The 19,519-nt window shown below is 71.9% G+C and carries 14 protein-coding genes; 10 read left to right on the top strand and 4 right to left on the bottom strand.

Annotated features, from left to right (window positions below; genetic code table 11):
* Positions 1-17: 17 nt before the first annotated feature.
* Positions 18-1,400 carry an MFS transporter gene (locus WMF44_RS25220; RefSeq protein WP_437292579.1) on the bottom strand — a complete coding sequence of 461 codons (1,383 nt, stop codon included), beginning with the start codon at positions 1,398-1,400 and terminating at the stop codon, positions 18-20.
* A gap of 132 nt (positions 1,401-1,532) precedes the next feature.
* A complete protein-coding gene (locus tag WMF44_RS25225) occupies positions 1,533-2,321 on the bottom strand; it encodes an SDR family NAD(P)-dependent oxidoreductase (protein ID WP_437292580.1) in 789 nt (262 codons plus the stop codon).
* A gap of 352 nt (positions 2,322-2,673) precedes the next feature.
* Here WMF44_RS25225 and WMF44_RS25230 point away from each other — a divergent pair, with 352 nt between their 5' ends.
* On the top strand, positions 2,674-3,615 hold the full coding sequence (locus WMF44_RS25230) for a hypothetical protein (protein ID WP_437292581.1): 942 nt from the start codon (positions 2,674-2,676) through the stop codon (positions 3,613-3,615).
* Between the two features lie 18 nt (positions 3,616-3,633).
* Here the strand turns inward: WMF44_RS25230 and WMF44_RS25235 are convergent, their stop codons facing one another.
* A complete protein-coding gene (locus tag WMF44_RS25235) occupies positions 3,634-7,521 on the bottom strand; it encodes a serine/threonine-protein kinase (protein ID WP_437292582.1) in 3,888 nt (1,295 codons plus the stop codon).
* Between the two features lie 316 nt (positions 7,522-7,837).
* Here WMF44_RS25235 and WMF44_RS25240 point away from each other — a divergent pair, with 316 nt between their 5' ends.
* From WMF44_RS25240 to WMF44_RS25260, 5 genes are all read left to right on the top strand, one after another.
* Positions 7,838-8,104 carry a hypothetical protein gene (locus WMF44_RS25240; protein ID WP_437292583.1) on the top strand — a complete coding sequence of 89 codons (267 nt, stop codon included), beginning with the start codon at positions 7,838-7,840 and terminating at the stop codon, positions 8,102-8,104.
* Positions 8,105-8,172: 68 nt separating this feature from the next.
* Positions 8,173-8,997 carry an SDR family oxidoreductase gene (locus WMF44_RS25245; RefSeq protein WP_437292584.1) on the top strand — a complete coding sequence of 275 codons (825 nt, stop codon included), beginning with the start codon at positions 8,173-8,175 and terminating at the stop codon, positions 8,995-8,997.
* Positions 8,998-9,725: 728 nt separating this feature from the next.
* The gene (locus tag WMF44_RS25250) at positions 9,726-10,181 is read left to right on the top strand and encodes a hypothetical protein (protein ID WP_437292585.1); all 456 of its coding nucleotides are present in this window, start codon (positions 9,726-9,728) and stop codon (positions 10,179-10,181) included.
* A 276-nt stretch (positions 10,182-10,457) separates the two neighbouring features.
* The gene (locus WMF44_RS25255; protein WP_437292586.1) at positions 10,458-11,474 is read left to right on the top strand and encodes a hypothetical protein; all 1,017 of its coding nucleotides are present in this window, start codon (positions 10,458-10,460) and stop codon (positions 11,472-11,474) included.
* A 192-nt stretch (positions 11,475-11,666) separates the two neighbouring features.
* Positions 11,667-12,743 carry a hypothetical protein gene (locus tag WMF44_RS25260; protein ID WP_437292587.1) on the top strand — a complete coding sequence of 359 codons (1,077 nt, stop codon included), beginning with the start codon at positions 11,667-11,669 and terminating at the stop codon, positions 12,741-12,743.
* Positions 12,744-12,777: 34 nt separating this feature from the next.
* On the opposite strand, the gene WMF44_RS25265 is transcribed toward WMF44_RS25260, so the two are convergent.
* Positions 12,778-15,201, bottom strand: a complete 2,424-nt coding sequence (locus WMF44_RS25265) for a substrate-binding domain-containing protein (RefSeq protein WP_437292588.1) — start codon at positions 15,199-15,201, stop codon at positions 12,778-12,780.
* 501 nt (positions 15,202-15,702) lie between these two features.
* Between WMF44_RS25265 and WMF44_RS25270 the strand changes: the two genes are divergently transcribed.
* From WMF44_RS25270 to WMF44_RS25285, 4 genes are all read left to right on the top strand, one after another.
* The gene (locus WMF44_RS25270; protein ID WP_437292589.1) at positions 15,703-16,500 is read left to right on the top strand and encodes a polyphosphate polymerase domain-containing protein; all 798 of its coding nucleotides are present in this window, start codon (positions 15,703-15,705) and stop codon (positions 16,498-16,500) included.
* Positions 16,497-17,189, top strand: a complete 693-nt coding sequence (locus WMF44_RS25275) for a DUF4956 domain-containing protein (protein ID WP_437292590.1) — start codon at positions 16,497-16,499, stop codon at positions 17,187-17,189. The genes WMF44_RS25270 and WMF44_RS25275 overlap by 4 nt, the downstream gene beginning before the upstream one ends.
* A 97-nt stretch (positions 17,190-17,286) precedes the next feature.
* Positions 17,287-17,673: a VOC family protein gene (locus WMF44_RS25280; protein WP_437292591.1), complete on the top strand. Its 387-nt coding sequence runs from the start codon at positions 17,287-17,289 to the stop codon at positions 17,671-17,673.
* 411 nt (positions 17,674-18,084) lie between these two features.
* Entirely contained in the window at positions 18,085-19,149 is a 1,065-nt protein-coding gene (locus tag WMF44_RS25285; protein ID WP_437292592.1) for an SUMF1/EgtB/PvdO family nonheme iron enzyme, read from the top strand.
* The last annotated feature ends 370 nt before the right edge of the window (positions 19,150-19,519 follow it).

Here is a 19,519-nt window from a genome sequence, read left to right on the forward strand (position 1 = left end):
GCGCCGGCCCCGCCCGCTCACGCCGGCCGCGCCGCGCCCTGCGCCTCCGAGGCGGCCCCCGCCGCGACCGGCTGGGTGAGCTGCTCCGAGGGCGTCCCGGCGGCCATCTGCTGGGCGATGATCAGCTCCCGCGCCTGCTGCCGCAGCCCGGGGAGCCTGGCGGCGAACACCGCCGCCGCGGCGACGCAGCACACGCCGCCCGAGGCCACGGTCGCGGGCGCGCCGATCTTGCCCGCGAGCCAGCCGGCGAGCAGCGCGCCGAGCGGGGCCATCCCCATGAACATCATCGCGTAGACCGCCATGACGCGCCCGCGGAGCGCGTCCGGCACCATCGCCTGCACGAGCGTGTTCGACCCCGCCATCTGCACCATCATCGAGAAGCCGACGGGCACGAGCAGGAGCGCCGAGAGCCAGAACGACCGCGACAGCGCGAACAGCCCGAGCGCCACCCCGAACCCCGCGCAGGCCGCGGCGACCCAGCGGCCGAGGCCCCGGAGCCGCCTCCGGCTGGCGAGGACGAGCGCGCCGAGCAGCGCCCCGACGCCCGACGCGCCCATCAGGATGCCGAGCCCCTGCGCCCCGCCGCGCAGGATCCGATCGGCGAAGATCGGCATCAGCACCGCGTACGGCATCGCGGTGACGCTCACGACCCCGAGCAGGAGGAGGAGCGCGCGGATGGCCCTGGTGCGCGCGACGAACCGGAAGCCCTCGGCCGTATGGGCGAACGCGGAGCCGCGCCCGGCCGCGGCCGGACGGGGCGCGACGCGCATCGCCAGGAGGCTCCCGAGCACGGCAAGGAAGCTCACCCCGTTCGCGACGAAGCACCACCCCTCGCCGATCGCGCCGACGAGGATGCCCGCCACCGCCGGGCCGAGGATCCGCGCGCCGTTGAACATCGAGGAGTTGAGCGCGATGGCGTTGGCGAGGTCCTCCCTGCCCACCATCTCGACGACGAACGCCTGCCGCGTCGGGATGTCGAACGCGTTCACGACGCCGAGGAGCACGCTGAACCCGAGGATGTGCGGGACCTGGACGTGCCCGCTCAGGGTGAGCGCGCCGAGCCCGAAGGCGAGCGCCATCGCGGCGGACTGCGTGGCGAGCAGGATGCGGTGGCGGCTCCGCCGGTCGGCCACCGTGCCGCCGATCGGGGCGAGCAGGAAGACGGGGATCTGCGTCGCGAACCCGACGGCGCCGAGCAGCAGCGACGAGCCCGTCAGCCGGTAGACGAGCCACGACTGGGCGACCGACTGCATCCAGGTGCCGACCAGCGAGACGAGCTGGCCGGCGAAGAAGAGCTGGTAGTTCCGGTGGCGGAGCGCGCGCAACAGCGACGGGGCAGAGGCCGCCGGGTGCTCACCACGACCCGCCGCGGGGGGCGGCTCCGCTTCAGGCTGACCCATGGCCGAAGTATGGGGCGCAGGAGGCTCGGGAACCGGCGATTCGGAGGATCCGAGCGCGGCGGGGTGAGGCGCGCGGCCTCCGGCCGGGCTCCGCCGCGGCGCGCTCCCCCGGGCGCAGCAGCGGCGCGCGGATCAGCCCCCGCCCGCGTAGTTGGCGGGCCACGCCGCCGAGAGGAGGCCGCCATCGACGGCGACCTCCTGGCCGGTGATGAACGAGGCCTTGTCGCTGAAGAGGAAGGTGACGAGCGCGGCTACCTCGTGGGGCCCGCCGACGCGGTTCATGGCGTGGAGCGACGCGGCGAAGGCGCGGCCCTGGGGATCGTCGAGGCGCCAGCCGGCCGTCGACATCTCCGACTCGACGACGCCGGGGCTCACCGCGTTGATGCGGATCCCCTTCTGCGCGTACTCGACCGCGGCGGTGCGCGTGAGCGCGACGAGGCCGGCCTTGGATGCAGCGTAGATCGCGAGCCCGGGGAAGAAGCGCGACGTGGCCACCGACGCGCAGTTGACGATCGAGCCCCCGCCGCTCGCGAGCATGGCTTTGAGCTGGTACTTCATGCACCAGAAGACGCCGCGGAGGTTCGTGTCCATGACCAGGTCGTAGTCGGCGTTGGACATGTCGGCGAGCGGCACCAAGAAGCCGGCTCCGGCGTTGTTGAAGCTGCAGTCGAGGCGCCCGTAGGTGGACACCGTGGCCTTCACGAGCGCCTCGACGTCGCCCTCGACCCGCATGTCGGCGGTGACCCAGGTGATCTCCCCGCCGCGATCCTTGACGGCCGCGACGAGCTCGCGCCCTTGCGCCTCGCGCCGCGCGCTCGCGACGACCTTGGCGCCCTCGGCGGCCAGCGCGACGGCCGTCGCCCTGCCGATGCCCGAGCTCGCGCCCGTGACGATGACGACCTTGTCTTTCAGAGCTCCCATGCCTCACATCCCTCGCGAAGGTGGCCGGCGCCTCCGTGACAGGCGCCGGCGCTTGTGAAATGCAGAGTGAAGGAACAACCGTCCTCGACCGTCTGGAACGCAAACTGAACGCGCAGAGCGGGCCCGTGACGATGCCAAGGGCGGGTACGAAAGGGAAGCGATTCCGGCGTTCTCCGCGTTTCAACACGACGCGCACACGACGCGCAACATGGCTCCTTGTGCCGTGGTGTCGCGCGTGCGTCGCCCTGATTGCGCCGGGCTGCGCGGATGTGGGTCACGTGACCCTTGACCGAGGTGGCGTCGGCGCGGAGCACGCGCGGCCAGGGCGGAGATGGGCTATAGGCCAGCGTCCATGAACCGACCGTACCTTATCGCCGGCGCGCTCTTCCTGGCCGGCCAGCTCTTCGCGCTCGGCTGCAGCGCCCCCAAGCCGGAGCCCGAGATCGCGTCGTCGGCCTCGCAGAGCGGCTACGCGGAGCGCTACCCGGCCGAGCTACAGGCCACGGCGACGTCGTTCGGCGAGCGCGTGGACCTCGCGAAGCGCGCTACAGAGCAGTTCGCGGGCTATCCCGACCAGCTCAAGAAGCCGGACTGGAAGCAGGTCCTCGACGTCATCGAGCAGGCGGACGCGGCGGGCCGGAGCTACGACTACGTGGAGCGCGTGCGCGCCGTCGACGGCGCGGTGGCGTTCTTCAACGACAACAAGGAGGACCTCACCCGCAAGGTGAGCGGCGCCGCGCAGTACGTCGTCAAGCAGAAGGGGTGCGACGTCGACGTCACCGGGGCCACGGCGCACGCGCTCGAGGAGGGCGTCGAGCGCCAGCTCGAGAAGTACGTCCGCGAGCGCAGCGAGGCGCACCGCCGCCTCGAGCGCTACCGCGCCTCGCTCGGCAAGGAGAACGCCGCGACGCTCGAGAAGCAGGCCGACGCCGTGAGCTTCGTGAGCTACGTCGTCCACATCGACATGGTCGAGCACAAGCTCCGGCTCCGCCGGATGCTCGAGGAGATCGAGACCATCAAGAAGTCGATCGACGAGGCGGTCCAGGCGGAGCGAGCATTCCAGTCCTCTGGCAGCCGCACCGACGAGGAGAAGAAGGCGTCGGAGGCGCGCATCGAGGAGCTCGGGCGCAGCAAGGCGATGCTCGACTCGTCCGCGACCCAGGCGAAGCAGATCGACGAGACGATGGAGGAGCGCATCGCCGCGGCCCAGAAGACCTACCGCGAGGCGATGGACCGCCTGATCGCCACCCTCCGCAAGAACGCCGGCCTGCCGGCCGAGCCCCGCGAGGGCTGAGCCCCCCGTCCGTCCCTCCTATCCCGCCCACCGCTCGGCCATCTCCAGCGTCCGCTGGTTCTCCGGGATCGTGAGGAACCGCTCCCTCCACACCGGATCGCTGATCTTCCCCGCCCTTTCCATCAACCTCTCCCTCGCCGCCGCGATCGCCGCCGCGCAGTCCGCCTCCATCCCGTTCGCCGCCAGCGCCTCCGCGTAGACGTTCCTCACCGCGGACTCCCCCTCCTCGATCGCCCCGATCGCGTTCAGCATCGAGAACGCCTCCCCCGCCGCCGACAGCGCCTCGTCGAACCTCCCCAGGCCGAGCAGCGCCCTCGCCCTCGCCGCCACGGCCGCCGCGCGCAGCGGCGGCGCGCTCTGCAGGATCTCCGCCGCCGCCCTCGCCTCCTGCTCCGCCCCCTCGAAGTCCCGCGCGAGCAGCGCGATCCGCGCGAGGTACGTCCGCGCGCTCCCCTCCGTGCGCGGATCCCCGAGCCGCTGCGACAGGGCGATCGCCTCGCGCTCGGTCCGCTCCGCCTCCTCGATCCGCCCCCGGTAGCCGAGGACGTGCCCCAGATTGCTGAGCGTCGCGACCGCGAGATCGTGCAACCCCATCCGCTCCGCGCCCGAGAGCGCGCTGCGCAGCACCTCCTCCGCGCCCGCAAAATCCCCGAGCTCCGCGTGCATGTACCCGACGTTCATGCGGAACGCGCACGCGTTGCCCCGGTCGCCCGCGCGCTCGAACGCCGCGAGCGCCGCGGACAGCCCCGCGAGGCACGCGCTGGGATCGCCGCTCACGAGCGCCCGGGCCGACCGCGCCGCATGCAGCCGCGCCACCACCTCGACCTCCCGCTCCGCGAGATCCGTCCCGTCGCCCTCGATCGCCTCGATCAGCGCGTCCGCGAACGCGTAGCGCCCCCCGAACACGAGCAGCTGCGCCCCCTCGCCGAGGCACATGTGCTTCGCCACGAGCGCGCCCTCCGCCTCCGCCTCGGCGGCCTGCGCCGCGCTCATCCAGCGCTCCACCCGCTCGAAGCCGCCCAGCTTGCCCGCGGCCATGGCGACGTGCTTGATCGCCGAGAACCACGCCGCGGAGCCGGCGGGCAGCCGGTCCACCGCCTCGGTCCCGCGCTGCTCCGCGAGCGCGAGCTCCCCGCGCCAGACGTGCGCCTCGGCCTCCACGAGGCGCAGCGCGCCGAGCGCCTGCGCGTTCGGGCCGCACGCGACGCCGCGCTCGGCGCGCTCGATCGCCGCGGCGAGGTCCTGCGCCCGCAGCGCCTGCTCCGCCGCGCGGCAGTACGCGGCCGCGGCCCGCGACAGCTCGCCGCCGCGCTCGAAGTGCTCGCCGAGCGCCATCGCGTCCACCGCGCCCGCGCCCGCGCGCGACAGCCACTCGCCGGCGAGCCGGTGCCCGAGCCGCCGGTCGCCGTCCGTCAGCATCCCGTAGGCCGCCTCCCGCACGATCGCGTGCTGGAAGCCGTACTCCACCTCGCCGGGGAGGCTGCCCTCGCCGCGCCGGGAGATCACCTCGCGCTGCTCCAGCTCGACCAGCTTCGGCGCGACCTGCGCCCCGCCCACGAGCGCCGACACCCCGCCCTGCCAGAACGTCTGCCCGAAGACGCTCGCCGCCCGCAGCGCCCGCCGCGCCTCGATGTCGAGCGCCTCGATGCGCGCCTGCACCATCGCCACCACCGTCTCGGGCAGGTCGGCGCCCTTGCCGTCGGCCACCGCGCGGAGCTGCTCCTCCAGGTAGAACGCGTTGCCGTCGGCGCGGTCGACGATCATCGCGAGGAGCTCCGGCGCGACGTCCTCGCCGAGCACCTGGCGCACCAGCCGCTCGCTCGCGCGCCGCGGCAGCCCCGACAGCTGCACCTCGTGGACGCCGCGCCCCGCCCAGAGCTTCGGGAAGAGCTCCCGCACCTCTGGCCGGCCGAGCGCGAGCACCATCAGCCGCTGATCGCCGAGGTTGCGGAGCGCCGAGTCGACGAGCAGCACGCTCGGCAGATCGCCCCAGTGCAGGTCCTCGAGCACGAGCAGCACGGGCCTCGCCGAGCACTCGGCCCTGAGGAGCTCCTCCCAGGCGACGCGGATCTGGTCGCTCATCAGCACGGGGCTGCGCCGCGCCGCCATCAGCTGCACGCTGTCGCCGTCGGGGAACGGCACGCCGACGAGCTCCCCGAGGAACGCCGCGGTGCGCGCCGACTCGGCGTGGCCGTACCGCGCGACGCGCGCGCGGAGCTTGCGCTGCCGCGCCTCCATGGGCTCGCCCTCGAAGAGGCCGATCGCGCGCCGCAGCGCCGGGGCGAGCAGCGCGAAGGCCGAGCCGGCGCTCATCGGGTCGCCGCGCCCGATCCACACCTCCAGGTCCTCGCCGCGGTCGCGGAGCCGCCGGATCAGCTCGGAGCGCAGGCGGGATTTCCCCGCGCCCGCGGGGGCGGTCACGAGCACGGCGCTCGGCGTCGACTCCTCGACGCAGTGCGAGAACGCCGCCTCCAGCAGCGCGAGCTCGCGGTCGCGCCCGACGCAGGGCGTCGGCTTGCCGAGCAGGGGCGGCGTGGAGGCGAGCTCCTCGCGCTCGCCGTGCAGGCGGAGGCGGCCCGCGTCGCGGGTCACGTCGAACCGGGCGCCGAGCAGCCCCGCGGTCACCTCGTCCATGCAGACGGCGTCGGCGCCGGCGCCGGCGGGCGCGTGCGCGGGCGGCAGCAGGTGGACCGCGCGGTCGATGAGCTCGCCGACCGGCAGCCGCGCGGACATCTCCGCGCGGCCTGTGACGAGCGCGACCGGCACGCTGCCGAGCAGCGCGTTCAGCGCGAGCGCGCAGCGGGCGGACTGCGCCGCGAGGTCGGTCGGGGCGCCGCCGGCGGTGAGCACGATGAGCGGCGAGCGCGACTCCAGGATCTCGAGCTCGCCCTGGTAGCGCTCGGCGACGGCGATGAGCGCCTTGCTGCGCTCCAGGTCCTCCTCCTGCGAGCGCGTCGCCTCGGCGTCGCCGCTCGCGTCGCGCGCGAGCACGAGGCACATCATCTTGCGCTCGTTCGTGGTGATCTCGCCCCCGCGCAGGGTGTTCGACGGGCGGCTGCTCGCGGCGCCGGCGCCCGCGTCGTCGAGCGCCAGCAGCTCCGCCGCGACCGCGTCGCCGTCGCGGGGCCGGTCCTTCGGCGGCTTCGCGAGCATGCGCGCGACGAGGTCGTCGAGCGCCTCGGGGATGTCCCCGCGCAGCTCCCGGAGCCGCGGCGGCTCCTCGAGGATGACCTTGATGAGCACCGAGAGCCCGTCGGCGCCCTGGAACGCCGAGCGCCCGGTGAGGCACTTGAAGAGCACGCAGCCGAGCGAGAAGACGTCGGCGCGGGGGTCGATGTTCGGCTCGCTGCGGGCCTGCTCCGGCGCCATGTAGCCCGGGGTGCCGAGCATCGTCCCGGGCATGGTGAGGTGCCGGTCCATGGCGCCGAGGCGCACCACGCCGAAGTCGATGAGCGTGACCCCCTCGATCGCGCCGCCCACGAGGAGCAGGTTGCTCGGCTTGAGGTCGCGGTGGACGATGCCGGCGCGGTGCACGACGCCGAGCGTCGACGCGATGCGCGACGCGAGCGCGATGCTCTCGGCGATCGTGAGCGAGCTGCGGGTGAGCCGCTCGGTCAGCGTCTCGCCGGCGAGCCACTCCATCGCGAGGTAGGGCTGCCCCGCGTCGGTCGCGCCGTGCGCGATGTAGCGCACGATGCCCGGGTGCCGCAGCGCGGTGAGCGCCTCGAGCGCCTCGACCTCGCGCGCGAACCGGATCGCCTCCTGGAGCCCCCGACGCTGCAGGACCTTCAGCGCCACCGGCTCGTTCGTGACCAGATCGCAGGCGCGGTAGACGTCCCCCATCCCGCCCGAGCTGGCGAGGCGCTCGATCAGGAAGCGACGGTCGATGACGTCTCCCACGCGCATCTCGTCCCCGCCTTACCTGAGACCTCGCATGAGCCTGCTTACAACGGAGTAAACGAACTCGGCCCCGATCGCCAGCGGCTCCGCCCGCAGCGGCCGGACGAGGCCGCCCGCTGGCGGCCGCAAGTCCGCCCAGGCTGTGAGCTTCCCAACATCGCTGGTCGTAACGCGGGCGGCATTCCCCATGGGAAGGCGCATTTCCACCACACCGAGGCAAAACGTCCTGTTTGCGGGGCGCGTGTCACCGGGGCGCATTGCGCTCGTCACCGCGCTTCGGCCTCGATCGCCATGGCACGACCCCTGCTGAGCTGATGGGATCATGAAGGCGAAGCTCTCGAAGAAGCAAAAGAGGAAGCTCAACAAGCTCGGCCGGAGAGCCCTCCAGCCGGTGGCCGCGGCGGCGAGCCTCGCAGCGGTGTTCGCCGCCGGCCTGTACAGCGGTGAGGCGAGAAACTATCTGAGCAGCGCGAAGACCGCCGTGAGCCGGAAGGTGAGGGCGTGGGCGAGCGCGATGGGCGGTTCGAAGCTGGCCAATGGCGTATCGGGGAGAGCGAACCCCGACGTCGAGCTTTCGCAGCCGTCATGAGGCGCGCCGCCGCGGGCCTGCACGAGCGCCTCGCGCCTCGGGCGGTCCTGGGGTAGGTTCGGCCGCCGATGGACACCCGAACTTATTTCCAGGGCAAGAGCGTTCTCATCACCGGCGGTTCGAGCGGCATCGGGCTGTCGTTCGCGAGGCTCGTCGCGGGGTACGGCGCCGCGGTGACGCTGGTGGCGCGCCGCCGCGCCCTCCTCGACGAGGCCGCCGTGGGCATCCGGCGCGAGCACCCGTCCGCGCGGGTCGACGTCCTGGAGCTCGACATCAGCCGGGCGGACGACGTGGCGCGGGCGATGGAGTCGCGGCTCGCCGACCGGCCGATCGATCACCTCGTGAACAACGCGGGCGTGGTGATGCCGGGGCGCTTCCTCGAGCTGCCGATGGATCAGTTCCGGGGCATGATGGACGTGAACTTCTTTGGCGCGGTGCACCTGTGCAAGGCGGTGCTCCCTGCGATGGCGGCGCGCGGCAGCGGCCATGTGCTCAACGTCTCGTCGCTCGCGGGCGTGATCGGCATCTACGGTTACACGCCGTACGCGGCGAGCAAGTTCGCGCTGATCGGCTTCTCGCAGGCGCTGCGCGCGGAGATGTGGCCTCACGGCGTGCGGGTGAGCGTGTGCATGCCGCCCGACACCGACACTCCGCAGCTGGCGTTCGAGAACCAGTACAAGCCGGCGGAGACGAAGGCCATCGCGGGCAACGTGAAGACGCTCGAGCCGGACGCCGTGGCGCGCAGCATGGCCGACGGCATGGCGCGCGGGCGGTTCGAGATCTACCCCGACGTGGGCTCGCGGGTGAGCGCGATCGCGCAGGGGGTCGTTCCCGGGGTGGTCCGCTGGGTCTGCGACAGCGCGCAGCGGAAGGCCGGGCCTGCGGTGGGCTGAGCGCGGGAGAGCGATAGAAGGGCGGGGCTCGCCGCCTGAGGTCCTCCCCGCGCCGCGAGAGATCTGCACGCGATGGGTGACGGCGTCCGAGCGTGGGCCGTGTTGATCGAGGCCCGCGACCTCTTGCTCTCACGCGCGGCAAGGAAAGATCGAGGACCCCGAGCGCCACCGGGGCTACCTCGAGAACGTGCCCGAGGACGCGCGCATCCTCGCCTCGGCCGCTGCCTGGGAGCGAGCCGCATCTTCAGACCGCACGAGCCGCTCGCGCCGGCGGCCCCATCGACACGCGGCCTGCTTTCATCATGTCGAGCGCTGAAGGATGAGCTCGTCAAGCATCGAGCTCAACAACGCCTGACGCGCGCCATGCCCAGAGGCCGCCGGCATCGCGTAGCCGATTGTCTCGCTGTCACAGCCTGGTGAGGCACGATTGTCACCTGGGCCACACAAATCAACAACACAGCTGAATTTCTCGACAATTCCAGACACTGCCATTGAACTTACACCTGGCATCACGCGTGAATAAGCGGCGACACGAGGACGAAATGGTCTTCAGCAGAGCGCGTGAGCACCGGAGCTAATTCGAAACAGGCGCGCATCGGAGGGTGCCGAGCCGCCCGACGATACGATCGGCTGAACAGCACAGTGACAGGCAGATGACAGACCGGCGCGCCGCGCTCTGAGCAAAAAATAGCAGCAAACCGAAAACCCAATTTTCGAGGACATACAAGATGAAGCCTCTCAAGTCTCGCGTTCTCTCGGGCGTTGGCGCTGCTCTCGTCGCTCTCGGCGTGTCGACCACCGCGCTGGCGAGCTATGACGTCCCGTCCGCCTCCGACTTTCCGGACTACGGCAACTTGACCGCCGCGCTCGTGGCCATCCCTGTCCTGATCACGGATGTCCTGGATCTGAATGACGAGGTCATCGACGTCGACAGCATCAAGATCGTGTACCTCGATGACATCCTCACGGGCGACCAGCTCGTGAACGTGAACAAGACGCTGAACAACCTCATCGTGAACCTCCAGATCCTCAACCTGCAAAACGTGCTGGAGGATGTCGACGTCGCCAACGGGATCAAGGTCGGCGACGTCCTCAGCAACAACGACGTCGACGTCAGCGATGTCGTCGCGGTCAAGGTGTTCGACGTCGACGGCGTCAAGAAGCTACTGGTGTTCGTCAAGTAGGGCTGCCCGCTCGCCCCACCTCGCGCCAGGCATCGACACGGACATCGTAAAGCATCGCCGGGCTATCAGCCCTCGATCCCGGCAAGAGATCTGGCGCGCTCCGCCACAGCGCACCGAGCTCGCGCCTGGCCAGCCCTCATCGCCTGCCCCCCCGGCATCCCGGCGGCTTCCGGGGCTTCCACCGACAGCCTCCTTCTGGTACGTGGGGCCGTCGCCCGGGGCCCTCGCTCCGGAGCGGCCCTTCAGACCGAGGCTCGGCCAAGGAGATCCGCACCCGTGTTAAGGAACACACGCCGCGTCGCCGCGCTCCCGCTGTGCATCGCCCTGCTGGCCGGCGCGGCGGAGGGTCGCGCCGAGGCCCCTCCGGAGGCGGTCGCCCGGCTCATGGCGCAGGCGAACGCGGCCGCTCGCGAGGATCGGCTCGCCGACTCGCGCGACCTGTGGATGGCGGTCTGGCGGCTGGAGCGCGCCCAGGTCGCCGCGTGCAACATCGGGGCGCTGTCGCTCCGGCTCGGCGACGCGCCGGCCGCCGTGCGCTGGCTGTCGCTATGCCAGGAGATCATGCGCGCGCCCAGGACGCCCGCGGAGCGCGCGCTCGTCGCGTCGCGGCTCAGCGACCTGGCCCGCGCGCGGCAGCTCGCCGGCGAGCTCCACGTGATCGCCCCCGCGGGCTCGAAGATCACGATCGACGGCGCGCCCGCCGAGCTCGAGGGCGACAAGCCCATCCCCGTCGCCCCCGGCCACCACGTGGTGCGCGCCGTGCTGGACGGCAACGTCGCGACGGCCGATATCGACGTGCCGCGCGGCGAGGCGCGGGAAGTCGTGCTCACGTTCGCCGCCCGGCCCGCCGGCGTCCCTGCGCCGCTCCCAGGCCCCTCGGCCGCGCCCGCAGGCGCGCCGGCGCCGCCCCCCGGCCCCCGTGTCTCCCCCCTCGCTCCGCCGCCTCCCCGGCCCGGGCCGCGGCCGGAGCTCGTCGCCGGGGGCTTCGGGCTCTCCGCCACCCTGGCGGCGATCGGCGGCGTGATGCTCGTCGGCGCGGAGAAGAAGGACGACGCGGGCGACACCGCTGCGCTCTCCGCAGGGCCGAACCGTTGCTTCCGGCTGACCCGGCCGATTTGCCAGCAGTCGGCGTCGGCCTACGACGACGCGATCGCTTACCGGGGCGTGGGCCTCGCCGGCCTCATCGCGGGAGGGGCCGTCCTGGCCGCCACGCTCGGTTACACGTTCTATCCGCGCGGGCCGGCAGAGATCACGGTGTCAGCCAAGGGGCTTACGTTGACGAGCACGTTTTGATGTGCGCTTCGAACTTGCGCCTGCTCTGAGCGAAGGCCGCTTCGCACGCTGCGCGATCTTGCGAAAACTTGCGTGACGGCGGCCGCCTGACCGCGGCATACTGCGCCCCGAGACGACCTGGCAAACGACACCTCGGCGGATTGGGGCCGCCTGGGTGCCGGCGCCACAGCCTCGTGCCGGAGGACTGGACGCATGGGTAGACCCATCGCGCGTTGTGCTGCTGCTCTGCTCTTTCTCATCACCTCGGCGACCTTCTTTGCCTGCGGCGATGGGCCCTACGTGGGTGGAAGGTGCGCGACGACGGACCACTGCCAGTCGGACCAGCAGAATGTGCCGGGCACGATCTGCGTCAACGAGCACTGCGAGTGTGGCGAGCCGGGGAAGGTCATCTGCTGCGCGCGCGATGACGACACGCCGAACTGCTTCGAGGAGTGCCGGACCTGCGACGAGTGCGCCGAGGGCACGGAGGAGTGCTCGGGCTCGGGGGTGCCGGTTCCGCCGGGGGGCTGCGAGGACGACGCGGACTGCGCGGGCCCGCCGGACCCGCGGTGCGGCGTGGGAAGGTGCGTGGACGGCGCGTGCGTCGTGGAGATCGAGCGGGGCCCGATCGCCTCGCAGATCCGCGGCGACTGCAAGGTCGAGGAGTGCACGGCCGACGGCCGCGTGGTCAGCGTGGCGGCCGTCGACCCTTACGACGACGGCAACCAGTGCACCCTCGACGCCTGCGACATCGACGAGCCGCGACATCTCCTGTTGGATGGTGTCGCATGTCCCGCCTCGGGCGCCGGACGATGCCATGAGGGCGCGTGCGTGCAGTGCGTGGACACAGACCCGACGCCGCTGTGCCCTGGCGGGCTCGCGTGTGATGGTGTCTGGTGCGTGCCGGAGCACTGCGTGAACGGCGCACGAGATGAGGGGCTCCGCGAGACAGGATTGGACTGCGGCGGTTCATGCCGTCCCTGCCCATCGGGCGAGCGCTGCGAGGCCGCCACGGACTGTGAGAGCGGCGTGTGCACGAACGGAAGCTGCATGATCCCGACGTGCAGCGATGGCGTGAAGAACGGCCGTGAGGCCGGCGTCGACTGCGGCAAGCAATATTGCCCGCGCTGCCCGCCAGGCGGGGGCTGCGAGACCGGCGCAGACTGCCTGAGCCGCGTGTGCTGGAGCGGCGTCTGCGAGGAGCCCACATGCACCGACGGCGTGAAGAACGGCGACGAGGCCGGCGTCGACTGCGGCGGCGCGGCTTGCGCCGCGGCGTGCCCCGGGTGATCGCGCCGCGGGCAGGAGAGTAGCCGCCGCGCGGTCAGCCGCGCTTCGCCTCGCGGCGGCGCACCCTCGAGAGCGCATGGCGGAAGCCGCTCGCCAGGTTGGCGTGCGTCACCATCGAGCCGACGTCCAGGCCTTGCCGGACCATCATCTGCGCGGCCTCCGGCCGGATGCCGACGAGCACCGCCTCGGCGCCGAGCAGCGCGGCCGCCTGCGCCGCCTCGACGAGCCGGGACGCCGCCGTCGCGTCGACGAACGCCATGCCGGTGACGTCGATCAGCACGACGTGCGCGCGCGTCGCGTCGATCTCGCGGAGCATCGACGCGATGAAGTCGCTGGAGCGCTGGGCATCCATGACGCCCACGACGGGCATCACGAGGATGCCGTCCGCGATGGGCACCACGGGGCTCGAGAGCTCGCGGATCGTCTGGAGCATCGCCGCTTGCTGCAGGTTCGCGCGCTCGAGCTCCTCGCTCCGCGCGGAGGCGCGGCGGAGCAGGCGGGCGTTCTCGACGCCGATCGCCACCGTGCCGGCGACGCGGACCAGGAACGCCACGTCGCACGCGCCGCACGCCTCCCTGCGAGCGCTGCTCAGGACGAGGGCGCCGAGGACGTCGCCGCGGCCTTGCAGCGGCACCGCGATGGCCGTGCGCGCGCCGTCGTGCGCGGCAGGCAGGGCGGCGTCCACGCCCTCCTCGGCGGGGTCGATCACGACCGGGCGGCCCGCCGCGATCGCGCGGCGCACGAGCGAGCGCGCCGGGATCGAGACCTGGTCCTCGACCACGGAGCTCGAGGGGGGCGGGAGCCCGATCATCATGACCTCGATCGCAGGGGTGACGGGCGCGATCCGACCGCCGTTCCCGGCCGCGGCCCGGCGGGCGGCCTCGAGAGAGAGGTAATCGCTCAGCGTCGTGGACCACGGCGTCTGCTCGAGGGTGACGCAATCGACGCGGGTGTGAAGGACGCGGGAAGGCGGCAGCTCGGCGAGGGTCGGCCCGACGCCGCGCGTGATCATCCGGTGGATCGTCTCGATGGCGCGGAAGCCCATGTCGTCCTCGCGCTGGACGATCGTCGCGTGGATCGCCCCCTGCCGGAGCAGGGCGACCGTACGGGCGACGAGATCGAAGCCGACGACCTTGAGATCTCCGGCCCTGCCGAGGGCTCGCGCCGCGCGGCCCCAGGACGGCCCGTTGTCCGCCGCGGCGCCGAAGGCGCCCGCGACGTCGGGCCGCCCCTCCAGCGCCACCGTGGCGAGCCTCGTCCCGGTCTCCTGATCCCAGTCGCACGGGATCGTCGGCAGCACCGTCAGGTTCGATCCGAGCGCCGCCGCCCAGAAGCCATCGACGCGCTCGCGGATGTTCAGCGCGAGCCCCACGGCGCCGAGGGACGCGACGACGCCGCCGCCCGGGAGCAGCCGCTTCATCACCTCGGCCGCCAACCTGCCCGACGCCACGTTGTCCGTCCCGATGTAGAGCGGCGCCCGGCTGCCCGGGAGCGGGGGCGTGTCGATCACGACGACCGGGATGTCCCTCTCGGCCGCCCGCCGGAACGCGTCCTCCGCGCTCTCGGGGTTGCTGGGCGCAACGATGATGCCGGACATGCGCCGGTCGATCGCCTCATCGAGCAGGGCGCGCTGAGAGCCGTCGCCTTCGCCGCCGTGGCCGGTCCGCCAGTCGATGGAGACGCCGAGGGGCCGCGCGGCGCTGTCCGCGCCGGCGCGGACGTTCTGGAAGTAGGTCGTCGGCTCCGACGCCGGAGCCCGGTAGACGCGGGCGCAGAGGTCGCCCCGCGCGAGCCCGGGGCCGTCCCCGACACGGTCCTCCTCGATCAGCCAGATCTCCACCGTGTCCCAGCTCGGATCGAGCTGCACGCTCTTGATGCCGTGCGCGATGGTCTCGATGAGGTCGTGCAGCGCGAGCGTCGTGCCCACCGCGTGGAGCAGCCGCTCGAACAGGCGGATCTCCTGCGCCGCGCTCGCCTTGTCGTCATAGAGCCTGTGCCGCTCCAGCGCATCTCCGGCCGTGCCCGCGAGGACCTCGATCGTGGCGCGGCGCTCCTCGCCCGGAGACTCCATGGTGGCCAGCTCGATGGCGAGATAGCCGGCCGGCTCGCCGCACAGCTGGATGGGCGCGACCAGCACCCCGGCGCCTTCGGGGACGCCGCAGCCCGCCTCGAGCGCGAAAGGCAGGTACGTCCGGTACCACGCCCGCGCATCGACGATGCGGCTCGCGTGCGCGCCGTCGGAGGGCGCCGCCGCGCCGGGCGCGCCCCCCTCGACCTCCGCGCCGACCGGAACGCGCGAGGAGACCCCAGGCACCGCGTCGAACCCGACAAGCGCTCGGGCCACGAGGCGGTCGCCCTCGCGCAGCAGCAGGCTCCCGCGCGGCGCGTGCGGCACGACGGCCATGGCCCGCCGCACGATCTGCTGGAGGACGGCGAGGAGGTCGGGTACCTGACGCATGCGGATCGTTCGACGATCTCGCCTGGATCCAGGCGGCCTTCAACAACTTCGCGCGTGATCGATCGATCGGGTCAATCGGGGATCGGAAGCGGCTGCGCGGCCGAGAGGCGGCGCACCTCGCGAGGAGCCGCTCACGACATCGACTCATGACGGTGCGATCACGAGCTGGGCGCTCGTGGCACAAACAGGCAGCGACCTCCGCTCGCGCGCGGCGCGGGCCGATGCCGGGGAGCGCGCCGGCCCGCGTCACCCCGGCAGCCGAAGGCCCCCGCTGGCGCCGACCCCGAGCCCTGTCGGCCCACGGCAAGGAGCAGCGCCGGCGCGGGCCCCGAGCCGCGCCGGGCGCTCCCCCCGCGGCGCAGCCGCAGGCGCGCAGGTTGCAGGGAAAGCGCAAAGATCTCGGGAAGCGGTCATGGATTCCGCTTGCGGACGCCGGCGAAATTTGTGTCATTATTGCGCGGTTACCGTAACAACTTTGCGACGCGCAGCTGCGCGGCGCGCTTGCCCTTGACGACCGAGGAGGCGAGAGTCCTGGACGTCATCGAACGATACGAGTTCAAATACCTGGTACCGGAGCGTCTGGTCCCGGCGATCCGGGCCACCGCCTGCGCGATCGGCCGGCTGGACCGGTACGCCGGCCCGGGCGGCGTGTACCGCATCCGGTCGCTCTACCTCGACACCCGCGGGTTCGACCTCTACTGGGCCAACGCCCGCGAGCAGCGCGACCGCTTCAAGCTGCGGGTGCGCACCTATCCCGGGAAGACCAGCCCGGCCTTCCTGGAGGTCAAGCGGCGCGTCCAGGATGTGATCATCAAGTCGCGCGCGGCGGTGCCAGCGAGCGAGTGGCGCGATCTGCTCGCGCCCGGCCGCCCCCCCTCGCTCGATCGGCTCGCGCCGAACGCGCGGAAGGGCGCGGAGAAGTTCATCGGCGCGTTCCACCGCCACGACCTCAGGCCGATGCTCCTTGTCGACTATGAGCGCGAGGCGTACGAGAGCACCCTCGACAGCTACGCGCGCCTGACGTTCGACCGGAAGATCGTCTGTCAGCGCAGGGAGACGCTGGATCTCGACGCCACCGACGGGGGGTGGCGCCCGGTCGATCACCCCGTCCAGACGCAGACGCCGGAGCCCGTCTGCGTCCTCGAGCTCAAGTTCGAGCGCAGGCCGCCTGCGTGGATGGTGGCGCTCGTGCGGCGCCTCGACCTCGTCCGGCACTCGTTCTCCAAGTACTGCTACAGCGTCACCGCGCAGCTGATGCTCCCGGAGGTGCGGGCGGCCCGGGTCGCAGGGTGGCAATGATGGACTGGCTTGCAGCGCTCTCGCACGGCGAGGCCGTCGAGTGGCGCGACGCGCTCGTCGCCCTGCTCGTCGCCTTCGGGCTCACGCAGGGCATCGCCGGCGTCTACATGCTCACGTTCCGCGGCCTCTCGTACTCCCGGACGGTCGTCCAGAGCATGGCGCTCGGCAGCATCATCACGTGCACGCTCATGCTCGCCGTCGGCAACAACATCGCGGCCGGCATCGGGATCGCGGGGGGTGTCTCCGCGATCCGGTTCCGCACCACGATGCGCGACCCGCGCGACGTCGTGTTCGTCTTCGCGTCGCTCACCATCGGCATGGCGAGCGGCGCGCGGGCCTACGGCGCGGCGATCGCGGGGGCGGCGATGTTCGGCGTCGCGACGCTCTTGCTCCACGTCACCGGCTACGGGTCGCGCCGGCAGCCGGACGGGCTGCTCCGGTTCGTGGCGCCGGCCGGCCAGGCCGGCGCGGAGATCTCCGGCCCGATCGCGGGCATCCTCCGCGAGCACTGCGGCACCTTCTCGCTCGTGACCCTGCGCGAGGCGGCGCAGGGCACGGTCATGGAGCACGCCTACCAGATCCGCGTTCGCCACCCCGACATGCGGGCCGGCCTCGTGACGAGCCTGCAGGCGTTGCCCGGCGTGGCGGACGTGAGCCTGATGCTCCAGGAGCCGACGCTGGACCTCTGACCACGGCGACGCACCCCATCGACTGGTGCGTGGGCAGCAATCTCACCTGGGCGCATCGGGTCGCGGCCGCAGCGTGGTGGCCGTGCTAGCAGAGCGCATGCACAAGAGTCGCCTGGCTGGGTTCATCATCGACTGCCGGACCGATGATCTCGATGGCGCCGCCCGCTTCTGGAGCGCGGCCCTGGGCATGCGATCGCGCGGCCAGGATGGCGAGGCCTACGTCCGCCTGGACGCGTCTGCGCGCGATCTTTCGGTCGAGGTGCAGAGCGTGAAGCACGGGAGCCGCGTTCACCTCGACATCGAGACCGACGACGTCGAAGCCGAGGTGCGCCGCCTCGAGCGGCTCGGCGCCAAGCGGATCACGCAGGCCTCGACGTGGTGGGTGCTCGAGGCGCCGACCGGCCAGCGCTTCTGCGTGGTGAAGACCCATCATCCGGACGCGCACGGCTTCTCCACGTGGGACGACGAGGGGAACCCCGCGTAGACGCGGCGGCCCTGGCCTCGACGCCCGCAACGGGCACCTCATTACCTCGTGGTATTCACCATAACGTAGCTTAGCCCCATCCATCGAGCGGACTCCCGCGGAGCGCCCACGGCGGCCGGCGACCAGCCAGCCGCGCAAGAGGACGCAGGGCGCGCAGTTCGCGCGCTGGCCGATGTGCCCGGGGTGGCCGCGCTGGCCGGCCATCCTGGACCACCGGGCGGCCACGCCACGGGACAAAGCCACGGCCAACAGCCCTGTAGCCCGGCTTTCCGGGGTGCGGAGGCAGGCCGAGATTTTGCAGTGCCTCCGGATGGCTCCCGACGCTCGCGAGAAATCGAGGCGAGCCCGGGTCAGCATCAATTTTGGCCCACATCTGTAGGCTGATGTAGCCAAACGTGGGAAGAGGTCAACGTGCGTATCCTGGGTTTCACGGTACTGACACTGCTCGGCGTTGCGACCTTGAGCTGCTCCGGTCCCTCGGACAGCGGCGGGAGCGGGGGCGGAGGTGGAGGCGACGCCCGGCACGCCGAGATTCCCGAGCAGTCGGCGGAGATGTCCGACCCGCTGCCGATCGAGACGCCGGCGACGGAGGCGGAGATGACGGACCCGCTGCCGGTCGAGACGCCGGCGACGGAGGCGGAGATGACGGACCCGCTGCCGGCCGAGCCCCCGGCCGCGGAGAACGACGAGCCGCTGGACCAGCCGGCGATGATCGAGGTGCCGATCGCGCTGCCCGGCTCGACCCAGGGCTGCCCCGACGGGATGGTGCGGGTGGAGGGCGAGTATTGCAGCGCCGTGGTGCAGGAGTGCCTCGAGTACCATCCCGAATGGACAAAGCGCCACGGCGAGCCGGGGGTTGCCGCCCGATGCTTGCGATTCCGCGAGCCGTCGCGGTGCGTCGCCGAGAAGACCGAGCACCTCTCGTTCTGCATGGACCGGTACGAATACCCGAATGTCCCGGGCGCGCTGCCGCGCACGCTGACCTCGTGGGAGCAAGCCGCAGGGCTCTGCGCGGCCGAGGGCAAGCGGCTCTGCACCGAGGCCGAGTTCAATTTCGCCTGCGAAGGCCCCGAATCGCTGCCTTACGTCTACGGCTACGAGCGGAACGCCGAGACGTGCAATCAGGACCGAGACTACCGCTTTCCAGACCACTCGCAGCGGCTGCTCCACTACGCAGCGTGCCAGCAGAACGCGCGATGCGCCGCCGAGCTCGCGCGCCTGGACGGCCGCGAGCCGGCCGGCGGGCGCGCGGAGTGCGCCTCGTGGGCGGGCGTCTTCGACCTGAACGGCAACGTCAACGAGTGGGTGGTGCGCACCGATCAGAAGGCCCCTTACCGCAGCGGGCTCAAGGGCGGATGGTGGGGTCCGATCCGGAGCCAGTGCCGCCCGATGACGACCTTTCACAAGGAAGACGACTACGGCTACGAGGTCGGCTTCCGCTGCTGCGCGGACGCCGAGACACACCCCGCGGGGTGAGCGCGGCCCGCGGGCCACACATCCGCCCGGGCTTCTGACCTCGCGCCCGCAGGCCGCGGGAGCAACGGTATCCCCCTGAGCGCACAGCTCGGCCATCGAATCCTCGTCGCAGCTTCAGGAGGGCGGACGGCACGCACGTCGTTCCGTCGCGGCCCAGTGAATGCAACGTGACTGTATCAGGAAACCGATCGCGCGGAGCGCTTGACATCGGTTCCCAGTTGCATGCTTAAGTCATATGCCATGCTCGGCATCGCCTCGCGCCGCGCATGGCATGTGTAAACCTTGCTTCGACAGTCACGGTGTGATCGTGCAACGGCCGTTGTCGATCGCGTATCGCTCCGGCCGCAATCTTACAAATTCGACCCGATGG

Source organism: Sorangium sp. So ce426 (genome assembly GCF_051475585.1).
GTDB lineage: Bacteria > Myxococcota_A > Polyangia > Polyangiales > Polyangiaceae > Sorangium > Sorangium cellulosum_B.